The 21,953-nt window shown below is 69.2% G+C and carries 20 protein-coding genes and 1 tRNA gene; 11 read left to right on the top strand and 10 right to left on the bottom strand.

Annotation, left to right across the window (positions count from 1 at the left end; genetic code table 11):
- Positions 1-314 precede the first annotated feature (314 nt).
- Entirely contained in the window at positions 315-1,355 is a 1,041-nt protein-coding gene (locus ASC91_RS07100) for a LacI family DNA-binding transcriptional regulator (protein ID WP_056194380.1), read from the bottom strand.
- 240 nt (positions 1,356-1,595) lie between these two features.
- Complete coding sequence (locus ASC91_RS07105) at positions 1,596-1,937, bottom strand: HU family DNA-binding protein (protein ID WP_056194383.1); 342 nt, start codon at positions 1,935-1,937, stop codon at positions 1,596-1,598.
- 104 nt (positions 1,938-2,041) lie between these two features.
- Here ASC91_RS07105 and ASC91_RS07110 point away from each other — a divergent pair, with 104 nt between their 5' ends.
- Positions 2,042-4,108, top strand: coding sequence for a bifunctional diguanylate cyclase/phosphodiesterase (locus ASC91_RS07110; RefSeq protein ID WP_157281257.1), 2,067 nt, complete (start codon positions 2,042-2,044; stop codon positions 4,106-4,108).
- A gap of 162 nt (positions 4,109-4,270) precedes the next feature.
- Here the strand turns inward: ASC91_RS07110 and ASC91_RS07115 are convergent.
- The 3 genes from ASC91_RS07115 to ASC91_RS07125 all read right to left on the bottom strand — a co-directional run bounded on the left by ASC91_RS07115 (position 4,271) and on the right by ASC91_RS07125 (position 7,034).
- Positions 4,271-4,355 (bottom strand) — tRNA-Leu (locus tag ASC91_RS07115).
- A 55-nt stretch (positions 4,356-4,410) separates the two neighbouring features.
- Complete coding sequence (locus ASC91_RS07120; RefSeq protein ID WP_082532497.1) at positions 4,411-5,931, bottom strand: aldehyde dehydrogenase family protein; 1,521 nt, start codon at positions 5,929-5,931, stop codon at positions 4,411-4,413.
- Positions 5,932-5,939: 8 nt separating this feature from the next.
- On the bottom strand, positions 5,940-7,034 hold the full coding sequence (locus ASC91_RS07125; protein WP_056194392.1) for a saccharopine dehydrogenase family protein: 1,095 nt from the start codon (positions 7,032-7,034) through the stop codon (positions 5,940-5,942).
- Positions 7,035-7,155: 121 nt separating this feature from the next.
- On the opposite strand from ASC91_RS07125, the gene ASC91_RS07130 reads away from it, so the two are divergent.
- The 3 genes from ASC91_RS07130 to ASC91_RS07140 all read left to right on the top strand — a co-directional run bounded on the left by ASC91_RS07130 (position 7,156) and on the right by ASC91_RS07140 (position 9,076).
- Positions 7,156-7,620, top strand: coding sequence for an Lrp/AsnC family transcriptional regulator (locus tag ASC91_RS07130; protein WP_056194395.1), 465 nt, complete (start codon positions 7,156-7,158; stop codon positions 7,618-7,620).
- A gap of 23 nt (positions 7,621-7,643) precedes the next feature.
- Positions 7,644-8,213 (top strand): NnrU family protein, encoded by a 570-nt coding sequence (locus tag ASC91_RS07135; protein ID WP_056194398.1) that lies wholly within the window; start codon positions 7,644-7,646, stop codon positions 8,211-8,213.
- A 101-nt stretch (positions 8,214-8,314) separates the two neighbouring features.
- A complete protein-coding gene (locus tag ASC91_RS07140) occupies positions 8,315-9,076 on the top strand; it encodes an ABC transporter substrate-binding protein (RefSeq protein WP_162247747.1) in 762 nt (253 codons plus the stop codon).
- 3 nt (positions 9,077-9,079) lie between these two features.
- Here ASC91_RS07140 and ASC91_RS07145 read toward each other — a convergent pair whose 3' ends face one another.
- A complete protein-coding gene (locus ASC91_RS07145) occupies positions 9,080-10,060 on the bottom strand; it encodes a 2-dehydropantoate 2-reductase (RefSeq protein ID WP_056194404.1) in 981 nt (326 codons plus the stop codon).
- A gap of 342 nt (positions 10,061-10,402) precedes the next feature.
- Here ASC91_RS07145 and ASC91_RS07150 point away from each other — a divergent pair, with 342 nt between their 5' ends.
- The 7 genes from ASC91_RS07150 to ASC91_RS07180 all read left to right on the top strand — a co-directional run bounded on the left by ASC91_RS07150 (position 10,403) and on the right by ASC91_RS07180 (position 16,920).
- Positions 10,403-12,634, top strand: a complete 2,232-nt coding sequence (locus ASC91_RS07150) for a C1 family peptidase (protein WP_056194407.1) — start codon at positions 10,403-10,405, stop codon at positions 12,632-12,634.
- 88 nt (positions 12,635-12,722) lie between these two features.
- Positions 12,723-13,145, top strand: a complete 423-nt coding sequence (locus tag ASC91_RS07155; RefSeq protein ID WP_056194409.1) for an SRPBCC family protein — start codon at positions 12,723-12,725, stop codon at positions 13,143-13,145.
- Positions 13,146-13,165: 20 nt separating this feature from the next.
- Positions 13,166-13,582: a DUF6970 domain-containing protein gene (locus ASC91_RS07160; RefSeq protein WP_056194413.1), complete on the top strand. Its 417-nt coding sequence runs from the start codon at positions 13,166-13,168 to the stop codon at positions 13,580-13,582.
- A 96-nt stretch (positions 13,583-13,678) separates the two neighbouring features.
- Entirely contained in the window at positions 13,679-13,882 is a 204-nt protein-coding gene (locus ASC91_RS07165) for a hypothetical protein (protein ID WP_056194415.1), read from the top strand.
- A 32-nt stretch (positions 13,883-13,914) separates the two neighbouring features.
- On the top strand, positions 13,915-14,349 hold the full coding sequence (locus ASC91_RS07170) for a VOC family protein (protein ID WP_056194418.1): 435 nt from the start codon (positions 13,915-13,917) through the stop codon (positions 14,347-14,349).
- A 13-nt stretch (positions 14,350-14,362) separates the two neighbouring features.
- On the top strand, positions 14,363-16,099 hold the full coding sequence (locus tag ASC91_RS07175) for a serine/threonine-protein kinase (RefSeq protein ID WP_056194421.1): 1,737 nt from the start codon (positions 14,363-14,365) through the stop codon (positions 16,097-16,099).
- On the top strand, positions 16,093-16,920 hold the full coding sequence (locus ASC91_RS07180) for a hypothetical protein (protein WP_056194424.1): 828 nt from the start codon (positions 16,093-16,095) through the stop codon (positions 16,918-16,920). The genes ASC91_RS07175 and ASC91_RS07180 overlap by 7 nt, the downstream gene beginning before the upstream one ends.
- Positions 16,921-17,178: 258 nt before the next feature.
- On the opposite strand, the gene ASC91_RS07185 is transcribed toward ASC91_RS07180, so the two are convergent.
- From ASC91_RS07185 to ASC91_RS07200, 4 genes are read right to left on the bottom strand one after another with little or no spacing between them, the layout of a single operon-like run.
- Positions 17,179-18,429: an NAD(P)/FAD-dependent oxidoreductase gene (locus tag ASC91_RS07185; RefSeq protein WP_056194427.1), complete on the bottom strand. Its 1,251-nt coding sequence runs from the start codon at positions 18,427-18,429 to the stop codon at positions 17,179-17,181.
- Positions 18,426-18,716 (bottom strand): c-type cytochrome, encoded by a 291-nt coding sequence (locus tag ASC91_RS07190; protein WP_056194428.1) that lies wholly within the window; start codon positions 18,714-18,716, stop codon positions 18,426-18,428. Before ASC91_RS07190 ends, ASC91_RS07185 begins: the two co-directional genes overlap by 4 nt.
- Before the next feature lie 10 nt (positions 18,717-18,726).
- Positions 18,727-19,818, bottom strand: coding sequence for a class I SAM-dependent methyltransferase (locus ASC91_RS07195; RefSeq protein WP_056194432.1), 1,092 nt, complete (start codon positions 19,816-19,818; stop codon positions 18,727-18,729).
- Entirely contained in the window at positions 19,815-21,890 is a 2,076-nt protein-coding gene (locus tag ASC91_RS07200; RefSeq protein WP_056194435.1) for a bifunctional diguanylate cyclase/phosphodiesterase, read from the bottom strand. Before ASC91_RS07200 ends, ASC91_RS07195 begins: the two co-directional genes overlap by 4 nt.
- Positions 21,891-21,953 lie beyond the last annotated feature (63 nt).

Raw genomic sequence — 21,953 nt, forward strand, 5'->3', positions numbered from 1 at the left:
GCCGCGACGACGGAGCGAAGGCGGGTCAGGAGGGCGGAACGGCCGAATCCGCAGGGCAGCGGCAGCGACAGCGCTTCATGACGTCTCCTGTGTTGTTTGAATTGGGCGTACCGCTACCAGGCCGACCGCTTTGATGGCGGCGAGCGTCGGACCATCAAGCAGCTCGGGCAAACAGGTTTGAAGCGACACATGCCCCCGTGGCGTCGTCATCTTGCCCGACAAATGACAACGCTGTCAATACACTCTGTTAGCGGTAACGGCAGCGCTGCGCCGGGCAGATCAAAGCAGGAGGGCCGAGGCGAAAGCGCGCCGGCTCAGCGGGCGCGCGTGGAGTCCCGCACGACAAGTTCGTGCCGCAGCACCTTGTGCAGGTCGGCCTCGTCGGCCGGCCCCGCTGAGGCGTCGGGCCGCTGACCCGCGACCAGCATTTCCACCGCCGTGCGTGCCATCTCGGCGACCGGCTGGCGCACGGTGGTTAGCGGCGGCCACACCAGGGCGGCGGTCGGCGAATCGTCGAAGCCAGCCACCGACAGGTCGTTGGGCACTGGCAGGCCCAGGCGTTGGGCAGCAGCCAACACGCCCAGGGCCATGTCGTCATTGCTGGCGAACACGGCAGTCGGCCTCTGGCGGCGGCTGAGCAATTGATGGGCCGCGTCGCGGCCGCTCTCAAAAGTGAAGGCGCCGGGCTGGATCAGTTCGGGGTCGGGCTCCAGGCCATGCGCGCGCAGCGCGTTGACGAAGCCCTGGTAGCGCGCAGCGCTGGCCGACTGGTCCGGCGGCCCCTTGATGAAGGCGATGCGCTGGTGGCCCAGGCTGAGCAGCAGATTGGTGATCTCTTCGGCCGCATGCACGTCGTCCATGCGCACCGAAGGCACCCCACGCAGGTCGCGCTCGGGCGACATCAGCACGCAGGGCGTGCCGTTCTCGCGCAGCGCGGCGAGCACCTCGGGGTTGTCGCACAGCGGCGGCGTCAGGATCATGCCGTCGGGGCGCAGTGCCATCACCATGCGGTCGATCTGCTGGCGCAGGTCGGGCGCATCGTTGTGAAGTGACTCGACAACGAGGTGATACCCCAGCTCGCGGCATCGCACCGTGGCGCCTTGCTGCACGCTGCCGACGAAGATCGCGCTGGGGTCGTAATAGAGCAGGCCGATCAGGAAGGACCGTCCACCTGCGAGGCTGCGCGCCGACTGCTTGGGCCGGTAGCGCAGCGCCTCCACCACCTTGAGCACCTGATCCCGGGTGCTTTCATGCACGCCGGGCTCATGATTGAGCACGCGCGATACCGTCTTGATCGACACGCCCGCCTCGCGGGCAACGTCGACGATGGTGGGGGTGGTACCGCGCGGGGTCATGGAGCCCCTCGTCCAAGGATTACCTTGGCCGGTCTTGCAGACCGCGCTGCGGCTTGCGCCGCCGCCCTTCGGCAGGCACATCCAGCCCACTGGGCTGTATGTGTCCGGCCGAAGCCCCCGAGGGGACGGCGATGCTTGCCGGATTGACCGGCAAGCACATCACCAGCGCGGGCCGGCTCGGGAGCGGCCCAGCGCCCGGCCCGGAAATCATCCGAGAAGGGTTCCATGCGACTGCTCTACTTACTTCTTCTTGGCCTTGGCGGCCGGCTTGGCGGCGGGCTTGGCAGCGGCCTTCTTGGCTGCAGCCTTGGGGTCCACGGCGGCCTTGAAGCCAGCGCCGGCGGTGAACTTGGGCAGCTTGGCGGCGGCGATCTTGATCTTGGCGCCGGTGCTGGGGTTCACGCCGTTGCGGGCAGCACGTGCGTGCTGCTTGAAGGAGCCGAAGCCCGGGATCGACACCGCACCACCCTTTTTGACGGTGGTGACGATGGCGTCCAGCAGGGTCTCGAGGACGCGGCCGGCTTCAGCCTTGCTCAGCTCGTGCTTGGCGGCCAGGTGTTCGATCAGATCGGTCTTGTTCATGCGGGGGGTCTCGTCCAAAAACGCGCCCGAACGGCTCGGGCGGGCGCGATTGTGGCTTATCGCGAGAGGCATACAGTCTCGGCAGAGTCCCGTATCCATCGTTGATGTCAGCCCACGTGCACTTTTCCTCTTTGCTCGATGCCCTGCCCCAGCAAGTGTGGAAGGCCGACGCGCAGGGCCGGCTGCTGTGGATGAACGCGCGCCTGGCCGAGGCGCTGAACCGCCCCGCCCTGCCGGCTGCCCTCGTCAACTGGTTGCACGAGGAGGACCGCAGCGCCTTCTCGGCTCAGTGGGCGGCGGCGCAGCGCAGCGGCCGCTTCGAGATGGAGTACCGCCTGGGCAACCAGTGGGTGCTGGCCCAGGCCCAGCGCCTGCCGGACTCGCCGCTTTGGCTGGGCACGCACACCGACATCGCCGCGCGCCGCACGGTCGAGGCGCGGCTGCGCGAGGCGGACGAGGTCTGGAAACTGGCGCTTGAGTGCAGCGGCGACGGCGTCTGGGATTGGCATGTGCAGGCCGGGATCGAATACTTCTCCGAGCGCTATCTGCGCCTCTATGGCTTCGAGCCGGGCGACGTCGACGCGACACCGGAGGCCTTCGACGCGCGCACCCATCCCGACGACCTGGCGCAGATGGACAAGGACCGCGAGGACCATTTCGCCGGCCGCACGCCGCTCTACCGCAACGAACACCGCGTGCTGGCCAAGGACGGCAGCTGGAAATGGATCCTGAGCCGCGGCATGGTCATCGCGCGGGACACGGCCGGCCGGCCGTTGCGCATGGTCGGCACGCACACCGACATCACCGATCGCAAGCGCCAGGAGGCGCTGGTCTGGCAGCAGGCGCGTGTCGACACGCTGACCGGCCTGCCCAACCGCCGTTCGCTGCGCGAACGCATCGAGCGGGCGCTGGCCCTGCGCGCGCTGCGCGGCGACGAGCTCGCCGTGATGTTCGTCGACCTCGATCATTTCAAGGAGGTCAACGACTCCCTGGGCCATGACGTCGGTGACGCGCTGCTGGTGCAGGTGGCGGGGCGGCTGCAGGAGCACATGCCCCCGGGCGGCGTGGTCGCGCGCATGGGTGGCGACGAGTTCACCGTGCTGCTGGCGACGGATCAGGCGGTGCTTGCGGCCGAGCGCGTCGGGCACGATTTGCTGGAAGCCTTGTCCGAAGCCTTCGAGGTCGCCGGCGAGCGGGTCTATGTATCGGCCAGCATCGGTGTCAGCCTGGCGCCCCGCGATGGCGTCGAGATCGAGGCCCTGTTCAAGCACGCTGATCTGGCGCTGTATGAAGCCAAGGGCGCGGGCCGCAACCGCATGAGCCTGTTCACGCCGGCCCTGCACGAGGCCGCGCAACGGCGCGCCCGGCTGGTGGCCGAGTTGCGCGAGGCGCTGCGGTTGTCGCAATTCAGCCTGGTCTATCAGCCCATCCTGTCGCTGCAAGACCCGACCGCGCCGCCGCGCAAGGCTGAGGCGCTGCTGCGCTGGTCCCACCCGCAACTGGGTGACGTCAGCCCGGCCCAGTTCATCCCGATCGCGGAGACCAGCGGCTTCATCGTCGACATCGGCGACTGGGTCTTTCGTGAGGCCGCAGCCCAGGTGCTGGCCTGGCGCGCGGCGGGGCACGAGGGCTTCCAGATCAGCGTCAACAAGTCGCCGGTGCAATTTCTCGGCGAACGCAGCCACCGTGTGCAGCCGGACTGGGTCACGCATCTGCGCGGCCTGGGATTGCCCGGCGACGCGCTGGCGGTGGAGATCACCGAAGGGCTGCTGCTGGAGCGCGATGAAGCGGTGGCCGAGCGGCTGCGGGCGCTGCGCGAGGCAGGGTTGGCGATCTCGCTGGACGACTTCGGCACAGGCTATTCATCGCTGAGCTATCTGCAGCATCACGACATCGACACCGTCAAGATCGACCGCAGCTTTGTCGCCGGGCTGGAGAGCGGCGGCAAGGCGCTGGCGCTGTGCCGGGCCATCGTGACGATGGCGCATGAGCTGGGGATGGAAGTCGTCGCCGAAGGGGTGGAGACGGAGGCGCAGATGCTGGCGCTGAGGGGGATGGGGTGCGATTGGGGGCAGGGGTGGTGGTTTGGGAAGGGAGTGCCGGCTGCCGAGTTTGAGGAGCGGTGGTTTGGCGCCATCACCGCAAGCTCGGTTTCCGCCACCACTCGCTGAAGCGCCCATTTAGGGCGCATCAGCGGGGACTCGGTCACGTTCCGCGACCCCGGTTCGCAGCACAGCTGCGAACCCTTCGAGTCCTCACGCGATGTCCACTGGACATCGCTTCCTGGCCCCCAAACGGCGAAGGCCAGCACTTGCGTGCTGGCCTTCTTCGTTTGGTGCCCAGGAGAGGACTCGAACCTCCACGGAGTTACCCGCTAGTACCTGAAACTAGTGCGTCTACCAATTCCGCCACCTGGGCTTTCAGGGAGGCCGGACTATAGCCTAGTTCTCAGCCCTCCCACGACGAAGTCGACTCAGATGTCGAACTTCACTCCCTGAGCAAGAGGCAGCTCGCTCGAGTAATTCACCGTGTTGGTGGTGCGGCGCATATAGGCCTTCCAGGCATCCGAACCGCTCTCGCGGCCGCCGCCCGTTTCCTTCTCGCCACCAAACGCACCGCCGATCTCCGCACCGGACGTGCCAATGTTGACGTTGGCGATGCCGCAGTCGCTGCCCGAGGCGCTCATGAAGCGCTCGGCCTCGCGGATGTCGGTTGTGAAGATCGCGCTCGACAAACCTTGCGGCACGCCGTTCTGCAGCTCGATGGCTTCTTCCAGCGTCTTGTACTTCAGCGTGTACAGGATGGGCGCGAAGGTCTCGTGGCACACCACTTCGGTCTGCGAAGGCATGCGCACCAGAGCCGGCACGGCGTAGTAGGCCTCGGGGAAGCGATCGGCCAGCGCGCGCTCGCCACCTGACACAAGGCCGCCCTGCTCGCGCGCGGCGCTCAAGGCAAACTGCATCGCGTCGAAGGACTGCGCGTCGATCAGCGGACCGATCAGCGTGCCCTGCTCAACCGGCGAACCGATGGGCAGCTGGGCGCGGGCGCGGTCCAGGCGCTCGACCAGGGCGTCATGGATGCTCTCGTGGGCGATGACGCGGCGCGTCGTCGTGCAGCGCTGGCCGGCCGTGCCGTAGGCGCCGAACAGGATGCCGCGCACCGCCAGCTCCAGGTCGGCGCTGGGCGTGACGATGATGGCGTTGTTGCCACCCAGCTCCAGCAGCGAACGGCCGAAGCGCGCCGCCACGCGCGGGCCAACGGCGCGGCCCATGCGGGTCGAGCCGGTGGCGGAGACCAGCGCCACACGGGCGTCGTCGACCATCGCTTCGCCGACATCGGCGCGGCCGATGATCAGCTCGGACAGGCCGTCAGGCGCGGCGTTACCGGCGGCGCGGTAGGCCTTCAGCGCGCGTTCGAACAGGGCCTGCGTGGCCAGCGCGGTCAGCGGCGTCTTCTCGGACGGCTTCCACACGCAGGTGTCGCCGGCCACCAGCGCCAGCGCCGAGTTCCAGGCCCAGACGGCCACGGGGAAGTTGAAGGCCGAGATGATGCCAACGACGCCCAGCGGCAGCCACTGTTCCATCATGCGATGGCCCGGGCGCTCGCTGGCAATGGTCAGGCCATGCAGCTGGCGCGACAGACCGACGGCGAACTCGCAGATGTCGATCATTTCCTGGACTTCGCCCAGGCCTTCGCTCGTGACCTTGCCGGCTTCGATGGAGACCAGCTGGGCCAGTTGCACCTTGTGGGTACGCAGCTCTTCGCCGAACAAGCGGATCAGCTCACCGCGCTTGGGGGCGGGCACGACGCGCCAGGCCTTGAAGGCCTCGGCTGCACGGCCGACGGCCGCCTTCATGTCGGCCGCGCTGGCGGTGGGCAACTGGGCCAGCACGCTGCCGTCGATGGGCGAGCGCACGGTCAGGTCGCCCGAACTGGGCAGATGGACGCCGAGGGCGTCGAGGACGGAAAGGGTTTGTTGCTTCATGGTCCGCATTGTCCCGATCAGGAGATGGACTCGACTTGACGGGACTGTTGATACGCCGAGCCGAAGCGGTTGGCAAGGAAGTCAGGCAGGCTGACTTCTTCCTGGCGGACAAAGCCCTTCTGCGGCAGCTTGCCTTCGCGGAACAGGTCGACGGCGGCGCAGATGCCGGCGGCGGTCGTGATCTGGATGGCGCTCAAGGGCTGGGCACCGTCACGCGTGGCGAAGATCTTGCGGGCAAAGACTTCCTGCAGCAGCACACCGTTCTTCTGGCCCGACACGGTCACGAAGACGAGGACGACGTCCTGCATCGTCGCGGGCATGCTCTTGCGCATGATGTCCTTCAGCAGGTTCTGGTCGCCCTTCAGGCCCAGGTCGCCCAGCAGGAACTGCATCAGGTCGCGGTGGCCGGGGTAGCGCACGGTCTTGTAGTCGAGGTTGCGCACCTTGCCCGCCCAGGTCTCGCACAGCGTGCCCAGGCCGCCGGAGGTGTTGAAGGCCTCGTACTCGGTGCCGTCCAGGCTGAAGTGCTCCAGGCCTTCCAGCGGTAGCGCAGAGATGGTCTCGCCTTCGTGCACGGCCTCGCAGGGGTGGCAGTACTCGTTGATGAGGCCGTCGACCGACCAGGTCAGGTTGTACTTCAGCGCGTTGGTCGGGAAGGCCGGCAGGGCACCGACGCGCATCTGCACGTCGCGTACCGAGTCGAAGCCGCTGGCCAGATGGTGGGCCACGATGCCGATGAAGCCCGGCGCCAGGCCGCACTGCGGCATGAAGGCGGTCTTGGCGCCTTGGGCCATCTTCATGATGGCCTTGGTGGCGGCGACGTCTTCGGTCAGGTCGAAGTAGTGGCAGCCGCACTCCAGGGCCAGTTCGGCAGCCGTGATGGCCAGGTGGTAGGGCAGCGCGTTGACGACGGCGTCCTTGCCGCGCAGCTGGGCAGCCAGGGCGGCGCGGTTGTCGCTGTCGACCTCGGCGGTGGCGATGCCCTCGGTGGCCAGCACCTTCAGGTAGCCGGGGTTCTTGTCCAGCACCGTCACTTGATAGTCGCCAGTGGCGTGCAGCAGGCGGGCGATGGTCTGGCCGATGTGGCCGGCGCCAAGCAGGGCGATCTTCATGAGGGGCTCCAGGCAGGTGTTTGCGTTGGGCCGAACTCTAGGCAGTGGTGATGACGAAAGAAAGCGCCACTCCGACGAAAGCAATTGCTGTTTCGACGATTCGTCGCGATGATTCGTCGTTATGGATGAATCGCGGGTAAACCCGAATCCCTCGCCAGACGACCTGGACCGACGCCTGATCCTGCTGCTGCAGGCCAATGCGCGGGAGAGCACGGCGACGCTGGCGCGCAAGCTCGGCGTCGCGCGAACCACCGTCGTCGCACGGCTGGCGCGGCTGGAGGCCAGCGGCCGCATCGTTGGCTACACGGCCCGCCTGGGCGGCGATGAAGCCGGCCGCAGCGTGCAGGCCTTTGTCGGCATCACCGTCAGCCCCAAGGCCGGTCGCGAAGTCGTCAAGCGACTAGCAGAACTGCCCGAGCTGCGCCAGCTCGCCTCCGTCAGCGGTGAATTCGATTACATGGCGCTGCTGCGCGCCGACACTACGGCCCGACTCGACGCCCTGCTCGACGAGATCGGCGAGATCGACGGCGTGCTGCGCACCAACAGTTCGGTCGTGCTGGCTTTGCGCGTCGACCGACAAACCTGAACCAGACAGAACTGGAGACCACGATGACCTGGCTTGCCCTCGGCCTCGCCCTCTTTCTCGGCATCCACCTGATTCGCGCGCTGGCGCCGCAATGGCGCGACGCGCAAATGGCGCGGCTCGGCGAGAAGGGCTGGAAGGGCCTCTACACCCTGGTCTCCCTCATCGGCTTCGGGCTGATCCTCTGGGGCTTCTCGCAAGCGCGGCTCAATCCCATCGTGCTGTGGCCGCCCATCCACGGCATGAACCACGCGGCCGCATCGCTGATGCTCGTCGCCATGATCCTGATGGCCGCAGCCTATGTGCCGCGCAATCACATCAAGGCCAAGCTGCAACATCCGATGACGCTCTCGGTCAAGGTCTGGGCCTTTGCTCACCTGATCGCCAACAACACGCTGGCCGACGTGATGCTGTTCGGCAGCTTCCTCGTCTGGGCCATTCTGGTCTTTCGCGCCGCGCGGCGTCGGCCAGGGCCGGTGCCGGCCGCTGGCACGTTGGCCGGCACGGCGGCCACCATCGCCGTCGGCGTCGCGCTGTGGGCCTTCTTCGCCTTCTGGGCGCACGCGGCCTGGCTGGGCATCGCACCGTTGGGGTAGGCGGCGCACGCCCATGAACCCAGGGCCTCGGCGAGGCGCTGCGCGCGCAGCGGTACGCGTAGACTCGAAGGTAGATGATTCGCCGCTCTTGGATGCGCTTTTTGGCCTGCCTTCTGGGCCTGGCGGCAACGGTCGCCACCGCGGCAGACGCCCAGGTCAGGCCTCTCACTGCCTGCGGCGAACCCGGCATCGGGCCGCCCTGGCTGTACCGCACGCCGGGCCTGCCGCAGCAGCTGAACGGCTTCCTCGTCGATCTCTGGCCGCCGCTGTTTGCCAAGCTCGGTGTCGAGCTCAAGTTGATCGGCGACCTGCCGTTCAAGCGCTGCCTGCGGGCCGTCGCGTCCGGCGAGATCGATTTCGCGCTCGCGGCCTATTACGACGACGAGCGCGGCAAGACGCTGGCCTTCTCCAAGCCCTACAAGACGTTCACGCCCCAGGTCTTCTTCCGCAAGGCGCAGCCCTTGCAGATTTCCGACCGCGCCGGGCTGAAGCGCTGGCGCGGCTGTGGCAAGAACGGTTCAACTTATGCCCACTACGGCCTGGGCCCGGGTGACCTGGACCAGGGGGCGCGCAACTACCAGCAGCTGATCGAGAAGCTGCTGCTCGGCCGCTGCGACTACTTTGTCGAAGAGATCGAAGTCATCGAGCAATGGGAGCTCGGCAAGGTCGACCACCTGGCCACGCCGGGGCTGGCCCATGCGCCGCTGTCGGACGTCTCACCACCGGCCTTCCATGTGGTCGCCGCACGGGGGAGCGCGGCGGCGGAGCTGCTGCCACGCCTGGATGCCGCCTTCGCCGAGGCCACGCGCAAGGGTGAAGTGGCGCGCCACTGGAAGCGCCACGCAGGCAAGCTGCTCTACTGAACCTCAGGCGGCCGACTGGCCGCGGCATGCGTCCATCAACCTCGTCAACCCCAGCAACGCATCCAGCATCGGCGTCGCCACGCCGAGCTGCTGCGCCAGCTCCCGCGGCGCCGCCAGCAATGCGTCGGTCTCGATAGGCCGCCCCGCCTCGATGTCCTGCAGCATCGAGGTCTTGAAGGCCCCGAGCGAGCGCGTGATGGTGTGCCGGTCCTGCGGCGTCTGGGCGATCGGGCAGCCCATGCCTTCACCGACCTCGGCGGCCTCCGCCATGATGGCCGTCGTGAACTCGCGCACGAGGTCGTCGTCCAGGATGCGGTCCGTCGTGGCGCGGGTCAGCGCCGAGACCGGGTTGGTCGTCATATTGCCCCAGAGCTTGTACCAGGCGTCACGCTGGATGCTCTCGGCCGCCTTGGCCTCGAAGCCGGCGTCGCCGAGCAGCGCGATCAGCGCATCGACGGCCAGGCTCGTGCCGCCCGTGGCCTCGCCGATCAGCAGGCCGTTGCCCATCACGTGGTGGACCCAGCCCGGGCCGCGCAGCGCGCAGCTGGCATGAACGACGCAGCCGATGACGCGCTGGGGCGGGATCAGCGCGGCGATGCGGCCATCGGGGTCCACGCATTTCAGCGTCAGCCCCTGCACGGGCAAGCCGGCCGTGAACCACCATGGCAGGCCGTTCAGCGCCGTGAGCACGCGCGTGTCCGGCCCGCAAAGCTGGGCGACCTGGGCCGCGACGCCGGCGATGGCCGGGCCCTTGACGGCGAGGATGACCAGGTCCTGCAGGCCGAGCTCGGCGGCGTCGCCGGTCACGCGCAGCGGCGCACGCCAGCTGTCCTCGCCGCTGTCCAGCCGCAGGCCGTGCTCACGCACGGCCGCCAGCGTGTCGCCGCGGGCCAGGGCGCTGACGGCCACACCTTCGACGCGTTGCAGATGCGCGGCCATCCAGCCGCCGATGGCCCCCAGGCCGACGATACAGACCTTAAACATGGGGGGGCCTGCTCGCCCTCAGGGGGGCGATGCGAGAGGGGCTGCGCGGGTGCAGGGCTAGGCGTGGCGCTGAAGCCCGGGCTTGCCGCCCGGGCAAGGCGCCCAACAACGCCATGCGCCCGCGCAGCCCCTCTCCCGAAGGGTTGTCACTCAAAAGCCCGCGCGCGGCGTTGCGCAGCCTCGCTGGGGACGACCCCAGCTTCGACTTCGCGCCTTGCTCGCGGGTTTTTGAGTGGCAACGCATCCGTTCCCCTGAGGGTGAGCAGGCCCCCAGTCTCGCATGCGGACTTGTCCGTGCGAAAGGCTGCGGCCATCATCCGCCGTCCTCCCGAGGAGACCACCATGGCCACCAAGACCCGCAAGCCCGCCGCTGCCAAGAAGGCCGCCGCCAATGCCGTTGCCGCGCCCAAACTGGACGCACGCCCCGATCGCCTGGACCTGCGCGATCTTGTCTACCGCTCGCCGCTGCGCTCCCTGCCGCCGCGCTGGCCGATGGACAGCGACCTGAAACGACTGCTGCCCGCCTACGTGAAAGCTGGCCGCATCCTCAACCAGGGCAATGAAGGCGCCTGCACCGGCTTCGGCCTGGCCTGCGTGACCAACTACCTCTACTGGCTGCGCCACCTCGACGCGCCACGCAGCCGCACGCAGCCCGAAACCGTCAGCCCGCGCATGTTCTACGAGCTGGCCAAGCTCTACGACGAATGGCCCGGCCAGGACTACGAGGGCTCGTCCTGCCGCGGCGCCCTCAAGGGCTGGCACAAGCACGGCGTCTGCTCCTTCAAGCTGTGGCCCTATCCGCTGGACAAGAAGGGCAACGGCATCTTCGAGCGCCCCGCGGCGGGCTGGGACGATGACGCGACGACGCGAGCGCTCGGCGTCTACTACCGCGTCGACAAGAAGAGCGTCGTCGACATGCAGGCAGCCATCTACGAGATCGGCGCCATCTATGTCTCGGGCGACGTGCACGACGGTTGGACGCTTGACGAATCGCCCATGCCGGCCAGCCACGACAAGCTGCCGCGCATTGAGCGCATGGCCCGCAAGACCGGTGGGCACGCCTTTGCGCTGGTGGGCTACAACGAGCGCGGCTTCGTCGTGCAGAACAGCTGGGGCACCGGCTGGGGCGCCAGCGGCTTCGCCGTCCTCAGCTACGAGGACTGGATCACCAACGGCACCGATGCCTGGGCCGTTGCCCTGGGCGTGCCCCAGGACCTGTCGGACATCAAGAGCCGCCAAGCCGTGGCAGCCAAGACGGCAAGAGGCGCCAAGGCCGCGCGCGTGGCCGGCGGGTTTCGCGCCATGGCCGGCCGCGGCCTGTCGGACGTTGGCGCGACGCTGCGTGTCGATGACAACCCGCGCGATGACCCCTGGCCCATCAACCACGTCTTCGCCCACAAGCCCTACCAGCCATTGCGCACCGACGAGGCCTACACCCACAGCCTGGTCTCGGGCAACGACGGCCAGCTGATGGCGACCGACTTCACCCGCTCCCGCGACGACCGCGAAGGCCTGGCACGCGAGATCGTCGTCGAGCGCCCCGCCGCCTGGTTCAAGGCCAGCAAGGGCAAGACCGTCAAGCTCGCCATCTACGCCCATGGCGGGCTGAACTCGGAGATCGGCTCCGTCCAGCGCATCCGCGTGATGGCGCCCTACTTCCTGGCCAACGACATCTACCCGCTGTTCTTCACGTGGAAGACAGGCCCCGGCGAGACGCTGACGGACATGCTCGAGGATCTCAAGCACCGCATCGTCGACTCGGCCGACGTCAGCACCGGCACGCTGGACCGCCTGCGTGAGGTCGCCGCCGAGGCCAAGGACCGCGCCATCGAGGCCGTCGGTCGCCAGTTCGCGCGCGGCATCTGGAGCGAGATGCGCGAAAACGCCGAGGGCGGCGCGACGGCCGACCATGTGCTGGACCTGGCCGCACGCATGCTGCGCGAGCTGCGTGACGGGCTGGCCAAGAGCGGCAAGACGCTGGAAGTCCATCTCATCGGCCATTCGGCCGGCTCCATCCTGATCGGCCATCTGCTCGGCCGCCTGGGCGGCGCCAACGTCGTGCAGGCTGCCAGCTGCGAGCTTTACGCCGCCGCCTGCTCCAGCGGCTTCGCCGTGCAGCACTACGGTGCGGCAGCCCAGGCTGGCGTGCTGTCGCTGGACCGCCTGCGCCTGCACGTGCTGACCGATGCCAACGAGCGCGCCGACGGCCTGCCCAACGCCGAGCGCGACATCTACGGAAAGTCCCTGCTCTACCTCGTGTCGCGCGCGCTGGACGACATCCGCAAGCAGCCGCTGCTCGGCATGGAACGCGCCCTGGTGCCGCCGGACGCGGCGTGGCTGGACGACCAGTGGGCCGGCCCGCCGAATGGCGATGTTGCCGCCTGGCTCAAGCTCTGGCCCGGCGGCACCCTGCTGAACCGCGTCACGACGCCCAAGGTCCGCACGACCAAGGCCGGCGACCAGATCGATGCCAGCCACGGCAGCTTCGACAACAACATCGACGTCCTGACCGGCACGCTGGAGCGCATCCGCGGCGACGCCCTCGTCGCCCCGATGGAGTGGCTGGACTACTGACGCACTGGCGACGGTTGGAGATGTCCGGTTCCGGCCGGCGCAGCGCTGGACAAGCGGCCACCATGAGCCATCACTTCAGGAGACGGCCATGGCCTCCATCCACCGCGAAATCGTTGTCGACACCCCCGCCGCCGTGCTCTGGGACGCGATGCGCGACCCCGGCGCCCTGCACACCCGCCTCGCGCCCACCTTCATCACCGAGTGCCGGATGGACGGCAATACGAGTGGTGAGCAGGCCCGCGAGCTCCGCTTCGCCAATGGCATGACGGTGCGCGAACTCATCATCGACATCGACGACGACCGCCGCCGCATCGCCTGGTCGGCCGTGGGCGGGCAGCTGACCCACCACAACGCCTCGACGCATATCTTTGAAGAAGGCAGCTCACGCTGCCGCGTCGTGTGGGTCGCCGACCTGCTGCCGCATGCACTGGCGCCGGCCATCGCCGGCATGATCGAGGAGGGGCTGCAGGCGATGAAGACCCACGCCGAAAGGGTGGCATCGGGCCTCTGAGCTCGGCATACTGCGCCGCCATGCGCCTGCCCAAGCTCACCTCGCCTGCCCGCTGGCATGCCGGCGTCAGCGTCATTCTGGCGCTGGCCGCTGCGGCCTACAGCGCCGTCGAATTCGGCGAGCCGGCGCCCTTGTCGACCGCCCCGCCCAACGCCGCCGTCCACGAGCGCATCCTTGCCTTCGAGGCCGATGCCCGCCCGCGCGCTCTGGACGTGACGTCCTTCGTGGGCCCAGACGACCGGCCGGTGTATCTCTTCACGCCGCTGTGCTGCGACCAGTTCAACCAGCTCTACGACGCCGAAGGCCGCTTCATCTGCGCGCCCTCCGGCGGCTTCGGCGGTGCGGGCGACGGCAAGTGCCCGGCATGGGCACATGGTCTGGAGCGCAAGCTGCGCCTGCCCAAGCCCCCGGGCGAACAACCCCAGCCGCCGCGCTGACGGGCGGAGCGTCGAGAATCCCGCGCATGCCCGCGTTCCTGACCTGCCGCAACGCTCGCTGGCCTGACCTCGACATCTAGGCTGCCCCGGCGACCGATGGACACCTCCGCCCTCCTCTGGGGACTCCTGTTCGGCGCCATCGGCGCCGGCTTCTTCATCTATGGCAAGAAGCAGCGGGCCTGGGTGCCGCTGTGTTGCGGCCTGGCGCTGATGGTGTTCCCCTACTTCATCGCCAACCTCTGGCTGCTGGTCGGCATGGGCGTTCTGTTCTGCAGCATCCCGTATTTCTACCGGCCCTGACGCGGGCAGCGGCCAGCCGTGAAAATGCGTGCATGAAATACCTGCACACCATGGTCCGCGTCGAAAACCTCGACGCGTCGATACGCTTCTACCGCGACGCCCTCGGCCTGCACGAGGTCAAGCGCTCGGAGCATGCCGCCGGCCGCTTCACGCTCATCTACCTCGCCGCGCCAGGCGACGAAGACGCCCAGGTCGAGCTGACCTACAACTGGCCGGACGCCGACGGCAAGGCAGAGACCTACACCGGCGGCCGCAACTTCGGCCACCTGGCCTACGCCGTGGAAGACATCTACGCCGCCTGCCAGAAGCTGATGGACCACGGCGTGACGATCAACCGCCCGCCGCGCGACGGCCGCATGGCGTTTGTGCGCTCGCCGGACGGCATCTCCATCGAGCTGCTGCAGGCCGGCCCGTCGCTGGCGCCGGCCGAGCCCTGGGCGTCGATGCCCAACACCGGCAGTTGGTAAGCCCGCGCCGGGCGTGGTGCAGGCTGAAGCGGGCGACGCCGCGACGTTGACCGGCCTGCGGCTGGGTGCCTGGGTGCTGTGGCGGCGCATCGGCCGCGGCGGCCTCGGCGAGGTCTGGGAGGCCGAGCGCGCCGACGGCCTCTACCAGGCCAGCGCCGCCATCAAGCTGCTGCACGGCGACAGCGCGACGCCTGCCGTCGCGCGGCGCTTCCTGCGCGAGCGTGCAGCGCTGGGCCGCCTCACGCACACCGGCGTCGCCGCCCTGCTGGACGCCGGCGTGCAGGCGCCCCATGCCTACCTGGTGCTGGAGCTCGTCGACGGCCTGCCGCTGGCCGAGCATGCGCGCGCCCAGCTCCCCACCGTGGCGGACCGCGTCACGCTGCTGCTGCGCGTGGCCGAGGCGGTGGAATACGTTCATGCGCGCCTGGTCGTGCATCGCGACCTCAAGCCCGCCAATGTGATGGTCACGGCCGCAGGCCTGCCCAAGCTGCTGGACTTCGGCCTGGCGGCCTCTCCCGGTCAGGCCGTGGACGAGGCCCGCGCCGGCCTGACACCGGCCTACGCAGCCCCCGAGCTCATCGAGAGCGGCGACGCCGGCACGGCGGTGGACGTCTTCGCCCTGGGCGTCATGCTTTTCGAGCTGCTGACGGGCCGGCTGCCCTTCGGTGCGCGTGGCGACAGCCGCGCGGCGCTGGAACACGCAGTGCTGCACCAGCCCCCGCATCGCTTCGCCGCGTTGCTGGGCGCGCCCGATGACGAGGACGGCCCCGGACGCCCGCGCGACGCGCAGCGCGCCCGCGGCGACCTCGAGGCCATCGCCGCCAAGGCCCTGCACAAGAACCCGGCCGAGCGCTATGTCGGCGTGCATGCCTTCATCGAGGACCTGCGGCGCTGGCAGACCCAGCGCCCCGTGATGGCCAGGCGCCGCCTCAGCCTGCGGCACCGCACCGCCCTGCTGCTGCGCCGCCACACGCTGCTGGCCGGCCTGTCCGTCCTGCTGCTGGCCACCCTGACGGCCGGCATCGCCGCCAGCCGCTGGCAATGGCGCGAGGCCGAGTTGGCACGCCAGCGTAACGACAGCGTCGCGCGCTTCATCACCGAGCTGCTCGCCGGCGGCAGCCTGCCCCGCCAGGGCCGCATGCCGTCGGTGCTTGAACTGCTGGACGACAGCCGCGGCCGCCTGGACGAGTTCGCCAACGACCCCGCGACGCGGCAACGGCTGCTGGAGGTGCTGTCGCGCACCTACATGGCCCTGAACCGCTTCGACCATGCCCTGCCGCTGGGCGAGCAATGGCTGGCGCTGGCTCGCCAGCAGCATGGCGAGGACGAAGTGGCGGTGCTGCAGGCCCGGCTGAGCCTGGGCCAGGTGCACCAGATCATGGGCAACCACGACGATGCCATCGCGCTGCTGGAGCCGATCGCGGCGCCGCTGGCACGCCGTTTCGGCCCCGACAGCGAGGCGGTGCGCCAGCAGCAGTTCATCCTGGCCGCCGACTACATGCACGTCCGCCGCCTGGACGACGCCGAACGCGCGCTGGAACGCGTGCGCGTGCTGACCGACAGGCTCCACCCCGGCGACGACTACGAACGCGCCGACTACCTGCAGAACCTCGGCGTATTGCGCCAGCGCCAGGGCCGCCTGGCCGAGGCGCTGGACCTCGTACGGGCGACGCAGCCGATGTGGGCCAGCACCGACCCGCGGCTGACCCTGCCCGTGCTGGTGCTGCGCACAGCGAGATTTCAATGCTGACGCTGAACGCGCTGTTCGACGGCATCGACACACGCGCCGCGCCGCTGCTTGCCGACATCCGCAGCAAGCTCGGCCCCGGCAACGACCTCGCGCTGCAAGCCGCTACCGGCAGGGCCGAGGCGCTGCAGCTGCAGGGCCGCCATGCCCAGGAGGTGCGCACCCGCCAGGCGCTGCTGGACGGCGCAAGTGCCGACGGCCTGGCCCCGGACTCGCTGCTGATCTACCGCGCCGAACTGCTGCTCGCGCAGGCGCGTCTGGGCCAGCCCGACCTGAATGCCCTGCGCGCGCTGATGACCGAGGCCGCCGCGCTGGACGGCGGCCCGCGCGGCCGCAGCCTGCTGCTGGTGGCCGATGCCGCCCTGGCCGCCGGCAACCCGGCCCTGGCCGCCGAGGCCGTGCAACACGTGCGCGACAAGCCACTGTCCCCCGCCCTCGCCCTGCCCGGCAGCCGGCTGGCCAAGGTCGAGGGCCGGCTGGCCCGCACCCGGGGCGAGCTGGCCCGCAGCGCCGAGCTGCTGAGCCAGGTGCGCGGCGTCGGGCGCGTCCATGCCTGGGGCTCGCGCCTGGATGCGGCACTGACCGCCGTGCTGCGAGGCTCGCCCGAGGCGCCTGCCCTGCTCGCACAGGCGCGCCAGGCCCGGCCCGCCAGCCTGCCCGACAGGCACCCGCTCGACCTCGTCAGCCATTGGCTGGAGGCGCGCCAGGCCGCGGGTCGTGACGACGACCCTGCCGTGCGTGCCGCCTGGGCGGCGCTGGCCGGCGCACGCGGCCCTGGCGCGGCAGCACCCACGCTGGGCAACCTCGGCGGGCTTTTCCCCTAGGAGTCTGCGCGACAGAGGCGTGGCCCGCGCCGGGGCGAGTTGCGGGGCGATGCAAGGCGCCGGCGAGGCGTGGGTCGGGACCCACAACGAGCCGGCAACGCCGCAGCGCCCTGCAAATCGCCCCGGCCCTTCGGGTTGAGGCAGGCAGGGGCGCATGCGGCGTTGCTCGTCGTTGCGGGCGCGAGCCCGCGGCCTCCTCGCGCCTTGCCTGCGCCCCTGCCTGCCTCAACGCGGGCCACGCCTCTGCCGCGCAGACTCCTAGCCAAGCGCCAGCGTGTCGGCCCAGATGTTCTCGGCCCAGGCCAGCGCGATCCCAGCCTCGGCCGACGTCGCGGCCGGCGACACGCCCCCGGCACCGGGCACCGCCTTCATCGTCTTTTCTGCCGCGTCGTACTGATGGACGGAAGCCACATGCATGGCCTCGGTCGGCGTGACAAAGCTGTAGCAGGTGTTCATCACCACCGGCGCCGGGTTCACCGCCTCACCCTTGAGCAACTGCAGCACGGCCGCCGCCGCGAGCTTGGCCTGCTGGTTGGCGAGATGGCCCGACTTGGGCATGCCCGGCGCCGAGAAAATCGCGTCGCCGACGACATGCACGCCCTGCGCGGCCTGCGCCTGCATCGTCAGCCAGTCGACGCCGACCCAGCGGCGGTTCACGTTGGCAAAGTCGCGCGCCAGATCGCCGGCACGCTGCGGCGGGATCAGGTTCAGCACATCGGCCTTGACGTCCTCGAACTCGAAGCGCGCCGTGCCGTCGGCCAGCACTTCCTTCAGCTCGGCATTCGGCCGGTACTCGAGCACGCCGGCGTGGTGCTGCGCAAAGGCGCGCTCGAACAGCGCCTTTTTGCTCTGGATCTCTGGGTTGGCGTCCAGCACCAGCAGCTTGGCGCGCGGCTTGGCGCGACGCAGATACGAGGCGATCAGGCAGGCCCGCTCATAGGGCCCTGGCGGGCAGCGATAGGGCGCCTTGGGAATGCTCATCAGCACGACACCGCCATCGGGCAGGGCTTGCAGCTGGCGGCGCAGCGCCAGCGTCTGGGCGCCGGCCTTCCAGGCATGCACGGCACGGCCGCTGTCGAAGGCGGCGGCGAGGCCGGGCACGGCGTCGTTCATGAAGTCGATGCCGGGCGACAGGATCAAGCGGTCCCAGCCCAGGGTGCCGCGGTCGGCCAGCTGCAGGGTCCTGGCCGCGGGGTCGATGCCCACGACCTCGCCGCGCAGGCGCTTGACGCCCTGGGCCTCCAGGCCCGCATAGCCATGGCTGATGCTGAGCGGGTCGCGCACGCCGGCGAGTACGAGGTTGGACATCGGGCAGGAGATGAAGCCTTCGTTGCGCTCGACCAGGGTGACGTCGACCGCCGCGCCGCCCCAGAGCTTGAGATAGCGGGCCGCGGTCGCGCCGCCAAAGCCGCCGCCGACGACAACGACTCGGGCAGTCGGGCCCGATGGCGTTGCACAACCCGCCAGCGCCAAGCCACCGGCCACGACCAACTGGCGCCGCGCAATCATGGCTTGGCCTGCACGGCGAAGTAGGCGGCGACGAGGCGCAACTGCTCCTCGGTAAAACCCTTGACGATCTGCGGCATGACGGTGCCGGCCTGCCTACCGCTGCGGTAGTCGGCCAGCAGCTCCAGCATCACGTCGGCCTTCATGCCAGCCAGCGGCGGTATCGCCTGGCTGCGTGGCCGGCCATTGTGGCCATGGCAGTTGGCGCAGGTGGCCGCCAGACTGCGGCCGACATTGAGGTCTTGCGCCAGCGCCGGGGCGCAGAGCAACAGCAGCAACCAAGCCTTCATTCACAACTCCTCAGAGTTTGTGCGAGCGGTCTCCGCGACTGAATCCGAGCGCATCGAAAGTACCGCTCAGCGGCGCGAAGCCGATCACCTTGAACAGCTCGCCCATCTCATGCTCGGCCAGCAGGCGGTGGGCCATGGCGCGCTCGCCCAGGCTCGCCCCGTGCAGCAGATCGGCGATACCGCAGTTGAGCAGGAAATTGGCCTGGCTGGTGTAGCCCAGCACGACAAGGCCGGCGTCCTGGCCGGCCAGCGCAATGCCGGTGAAGTTGACGTGGGCCGTGATGTCCTTGTCGCCCACGGCCACCAGCGGATCGGCATCGGCGAGGTGGCCCTGGTGGCACATCAGCGTGCCGCCGTGGCGCTGCGGGTGGTAGTACTCGGTTTCGGGGAAGCCGTAGTCGATGAAGAAGGCGGCGCCGCGTTTCAGGGTCCGGGCGAGGGTCGCAATGAAGGCCTCGCCCTGCGGGTGGATCTCGGTGACGGTGCCCGGCACCATGCCCGCCTCCAGCGGCGGGCGCAACATGCTGGCGCGGTCTTCAAAGGCAAAGCCCTCGCCCGCCGAGACCACGCCGCGCTCGCGCCAGACCTGGCCGTCGAAGGCAAGGAGCTGGACCGGCATCGCATCCAGCACCTCGTTGCCGATGACGACGGCCTCCAGTTCGGCGGGCAACGCGTCCAGCCAGTCGACGCGCCCCCCCCAATGCGAAAGGCGTTCGCGCTGGCGCTCGCGCAGTTCGGCCGACAGCTCGACTATTGCGTAGCGTGCCAGGCCCGCGCCCAGTGCATCCAGCTCCGCGATCAACTGGGCCGCCAGTGCACCCGAGCCGGCACCGAACTCGATGACATCGCGGCAACCGCTGGCGTCCATGGCCTGAGCGAGCTGGCGGGCCAGCGCCCGACCGAACAGCGGCGACATCTCGGGTGCCGTGACGAAGTCCGAGCCCTCGCTGGGCATCTGGCCGAACTTGCGCCGGCCGCCGGCGTAATAGCCCAGGCCCGGCTCGTACAAGGCCATGCTCATGAAACGGTCGAAGCCCAGCCAGCCGCCGGCTGCGGCGATCTCGGCATGGATCTTGTCGGCGAGCTTCACCGCGCCATTCATCGAGCTTTCACCCAGGCTTCGAACTCGGCCAGCGGCATCGGCGCGCCGACCAGCTCGCCCTGGAACTGCTGGCAGCCCCAGCCAGCCAGCAGCTGCCACTGGGCCGCGGTGCGCACGCCTTCGGCCGTGACGGTCAGGCCCAGGCCGACGGCCATCTGCACGATGGCCCGCGTGATGGCCTGAGCACCGACATCGTCGGGCAAGCGGGCGACGAAGCCCTGGTCGATCTTGAGCTTGTCCAGCGGCAGCTCGGTCAGGTGGGCCAGCGAGGTGTAGCCGGTGCCGAAGTCGTCGACCGACACCGTCAGCCCGAGAGCACGCAGCTGGGCCAGTGTGGCCGGCGCATGCGTGATGTCGTCGATGAGCATGCGCTCGGTCAGCTCCAGCTCCAGCCATTGGCCTTGCGCGCCGGACTCCTGCAACACGCGCTTGACCGTGTCGGCAAAGCCATCGAGATGGAACTGGATGCGCGACAGGTTGACGGCGATGCGCATGGCGCCATGGCCGCGGGTCAGGCCGTTCTCGCGCCAACGCCGTGCCGTTGCGGCGGCTTCGCGCAGCACCCATTCGCCGAGATTGAGCATCAGGCGGTGGCGCTCGGCAACGAAGATGAAAGCGTCCGGCGCCAGCAGGCCACGCCGCGGGTGGCGCCAGCGCAGCAGCGCCTCGGCGCCCGACAGCTGGCCCGTCGTCGCCTCGACCTGGGGCTGGAAGAAGAGTTCGAACTCGTTGCGCGTCAGGCCTTGGGCCAGCTCGGCTTCGAGCACGATGTCGGCGTAGGCAGCCTCGGCCAGCGAGGATTCGAAGAACTGGTAGGTCGCGCGGCCGCGGGCCTTGGCGAGGTACATGGCCGTGTCGGCATGCTGGATGAGGTCATCCGCCTGCCGGCCATCGTCCGGGTAGACGGCCACGCCGATGGAGGGCGTGACCGACAGCGCCCGGCCATCGGCCTTGACGGGCACTTCGACGACCGACAGCAGGGCCTCCAGCACGACGACGATGTCGGCGCGACTGGTCAGGTCGCTCAGCAGCACGATGAACTCGTCGCCACCGAAGCGGCCGACGAGGTCGCTGTCGCGCAGCGCACCGACGATGCGCTCGGACACCGTCGTCAGCACCTGGTCGCCCTCGAGATGTCCCAGGGAGTCGTTGACGCGCTTGAAGTTGTCCAGGTCGATGAAGAGCAGGGCCAGCATCTCGCCCTTGCGCTCGGCGCGGCGCATCTGCAGGGCCATGCGGTCCATGAAGGCCGCGCGGTTGAGCAGGCCGGTCAGGACATCGTGATGGGCCAGGTGCTGGATGCGCGCCTCGTTGGCGAGGCGGTCGCTGATGTCGCGCACGACGGCCATGCGCAGCTGCTCGCCGTCGCGCTCCATCGTGCGCATGATGAGCTCGACCGGAATGCGTGAGCCGTTGCAGTGCGTGACGGCGGTCTCGTAGCGAAGCTCCTGCCCTCGCAACATGACCTCGCGGACCTTGGGCAGTTCGTCGGCGTCGACATAGGACAGCACGTGCTTGCCGATCAGTTCGTCCGCCGACCAGCCCAACATCTTGCACAGGGGCTGGTTGACGTCGGTCATGATGCCGTCGCGGTGGAAGAGGATGCCCTCCACCGTGGCCTGCATGAACTTGTCGAGCCTGGCCTCCGATTCCCGCAGCCGGCGCTCGGCCAGGCGATGGCGCGTGATGTCGTAGACCAGGACCCAGCTGCCCAGCAGCGTGCCCTGGCTGTCGAACTGCGGAATCAGGTGGATCTCGAGGAAGGACAGCTTGCCGCCGGGCTGGATCAGCTCGCGCTCGTAGACGACCGGCTTGAGATCGCGCACCAGTTGTTCGACCGACACGCGCACATGCTCGTAGGCCTCGGATCCGACGATCTCGCTGAAGTGCTTGCCGACGATGGAGTCCTGCGTCAGCTTGAAGGCCTCGGCATAGCCACGGTTGGCAAAGAGGCAACGATGGTCGGCGGCACCGTACAGCGCGATCCAGGCCGGCACATGATCGGCCAGCATGCGAAAGCGCGCCGCGTCCAGGGCCTGGCGCTCGAGGTCGAGTTCCCTGGGTGAGCTCACTGGTGCACCCTTCGGCCTACGGCCTGTCCCGCCAAGCGGGAGCGAGCTTGCTTGGGGCGGCCC

The sequence above is a fragment of the Pelomonas sp. Root1237 genome, assembly GCF_001425055.1.
Lineage (GTDB): Bacteria > Pseudomonadota > Gammaproteobacteria > Burkholderiales > Burkholderiaceae_C > Pelomonas.

What these genes read in the sequence shown, in the direction of transcription:
- ASC91_RS07100 (WP_056194380.1), bottom strand. Translation starts at nt 1,355, where the DNA reads ATGACCCCGCGCGGTACCACCCCCACCATCGTCGACGTTGCCCGCGAG.
- ASC91_RS07105 (WP_056194383.1), bottom strand. Translation starts at nt 1,937, where the DNA reads ATGAACAAGACCGATCTGATCGAACACCTGGCCGCCAAGCACGAGCTG.
- ASC91_RS07110 (WP_157281257.1), top strand. Translation starts at nt 2,042, where the DNA reads ATGTCAGCCCACGTGCACTTTTCCTCTTTGCTCGATGCCCTGCCCCAG.
- ASC91_RS07120 (WP_082532497.1), bottom strand. Translation starts at nt 5,931, where the DNA reads ATGCGGACCATGAAGCAACAAACCCTTTCCGTCCTCGACGCCCTCGGC.
- ASC91_RS07125 (WP_056194392.1), bottom strand. Translation starts at nt 7,034, where the DNA reads ATGAAGATCGCCCTGCTTGGCGCCGGCCACATCGGCCAGACCATCGCC.
- ASC91_RS07130 (WP_056194395.1), top strand. Translation starts at nt 7,156, where the DNA reads ATGGATGAATCGCGGGTAAACCCGAATCCCTCGCCAGACGACCTGGAC.
- ASC91_RS07135 (WP_056194398.1), top strand. Translation starts at nt 7,644, where the DNA reads ATGACCTGGCTTGCCCTCGGCCTCGCCCTCTTTCTCGGCATCCACCTG.
- ASC91_RS07145 (WP_056194404.1), bottom strand. Translation starts at nt 10,060, where the DNA reads ATGTTTAAGGTCTGTATCGTCGGCCTGGGGGCCATCGGCGGCTGGATG.
- ASC91_RS07150 (WP_056194407.1), top strand. Translation starts at nt 10,403, where the DNA reads ATGGCCACCAAGACCCGCAAGCCCGCCGCTGCCAAGAAGGCCGCCGCC.
- ASC91_RS07155 (WP_056194409.1), top strand. Translation starts at nt 12,723, where the DNA reads ATGGCCTCCATCCACCGCGAAATCGTTGTCGACACCCCCGCCGCCGTG.
- ASC91_RS07160 (WP_056194413.1), top strand. Translation starts at nt 13,166, where the DNA reads ATGCGCCTGCCCAAGCTCACCTCGCCTGCCCGCTGGCATGCCGGCGTC.
- ASC91_RS07165 (WP_056194415.1), top strand. Translation starts at nt 13,679, where the DNA reads ATGGACACCTCCGCCCTCCTCTGGGGACTCCTGTTCGGCGCCATCGGC.
- ASC91_RS07170 (WP_056194418.1), top strand. Translation starts at nt 13,915, where the DNA reads ATGAAATACCTGCACACCATGGTCCGCGTCGAAAACCTCGACGCGTCG.
- ASC91_RS07180 (WP_056194424.1), top strand. Translation starts at nt 16,093, where the DNA reads ATGCTGACGCTGAACGCGCTGTTCGACGGCATCGACACACGCGCCGCG.
- ASC91_RS07185 (WP_056194427.1), bottom strand. Translation starts at nt 18,429, where the DNA reads ATGATTGCGCGGCGCCAGTTGGTCGTGGCCGGTGGCTTGGCGCTGGCG.
- ASC91_RS07190 (WP_056194428.1), bottom strand. Translation starts at nt 18,716, where the DNA reads ATGAAGGCTTGGTTGCTGCTGTTGCTCTGCGCCCCGGCGCTGGCGCAA.
- ASC91_RS07195 (WP_056194432.1), bottom strand. Translation starts at nt 19,818, where the DNA reads ATGAATGGCGCGGTGAAGCTCGCCGACAAGATCCATGCCGAGATCGCC.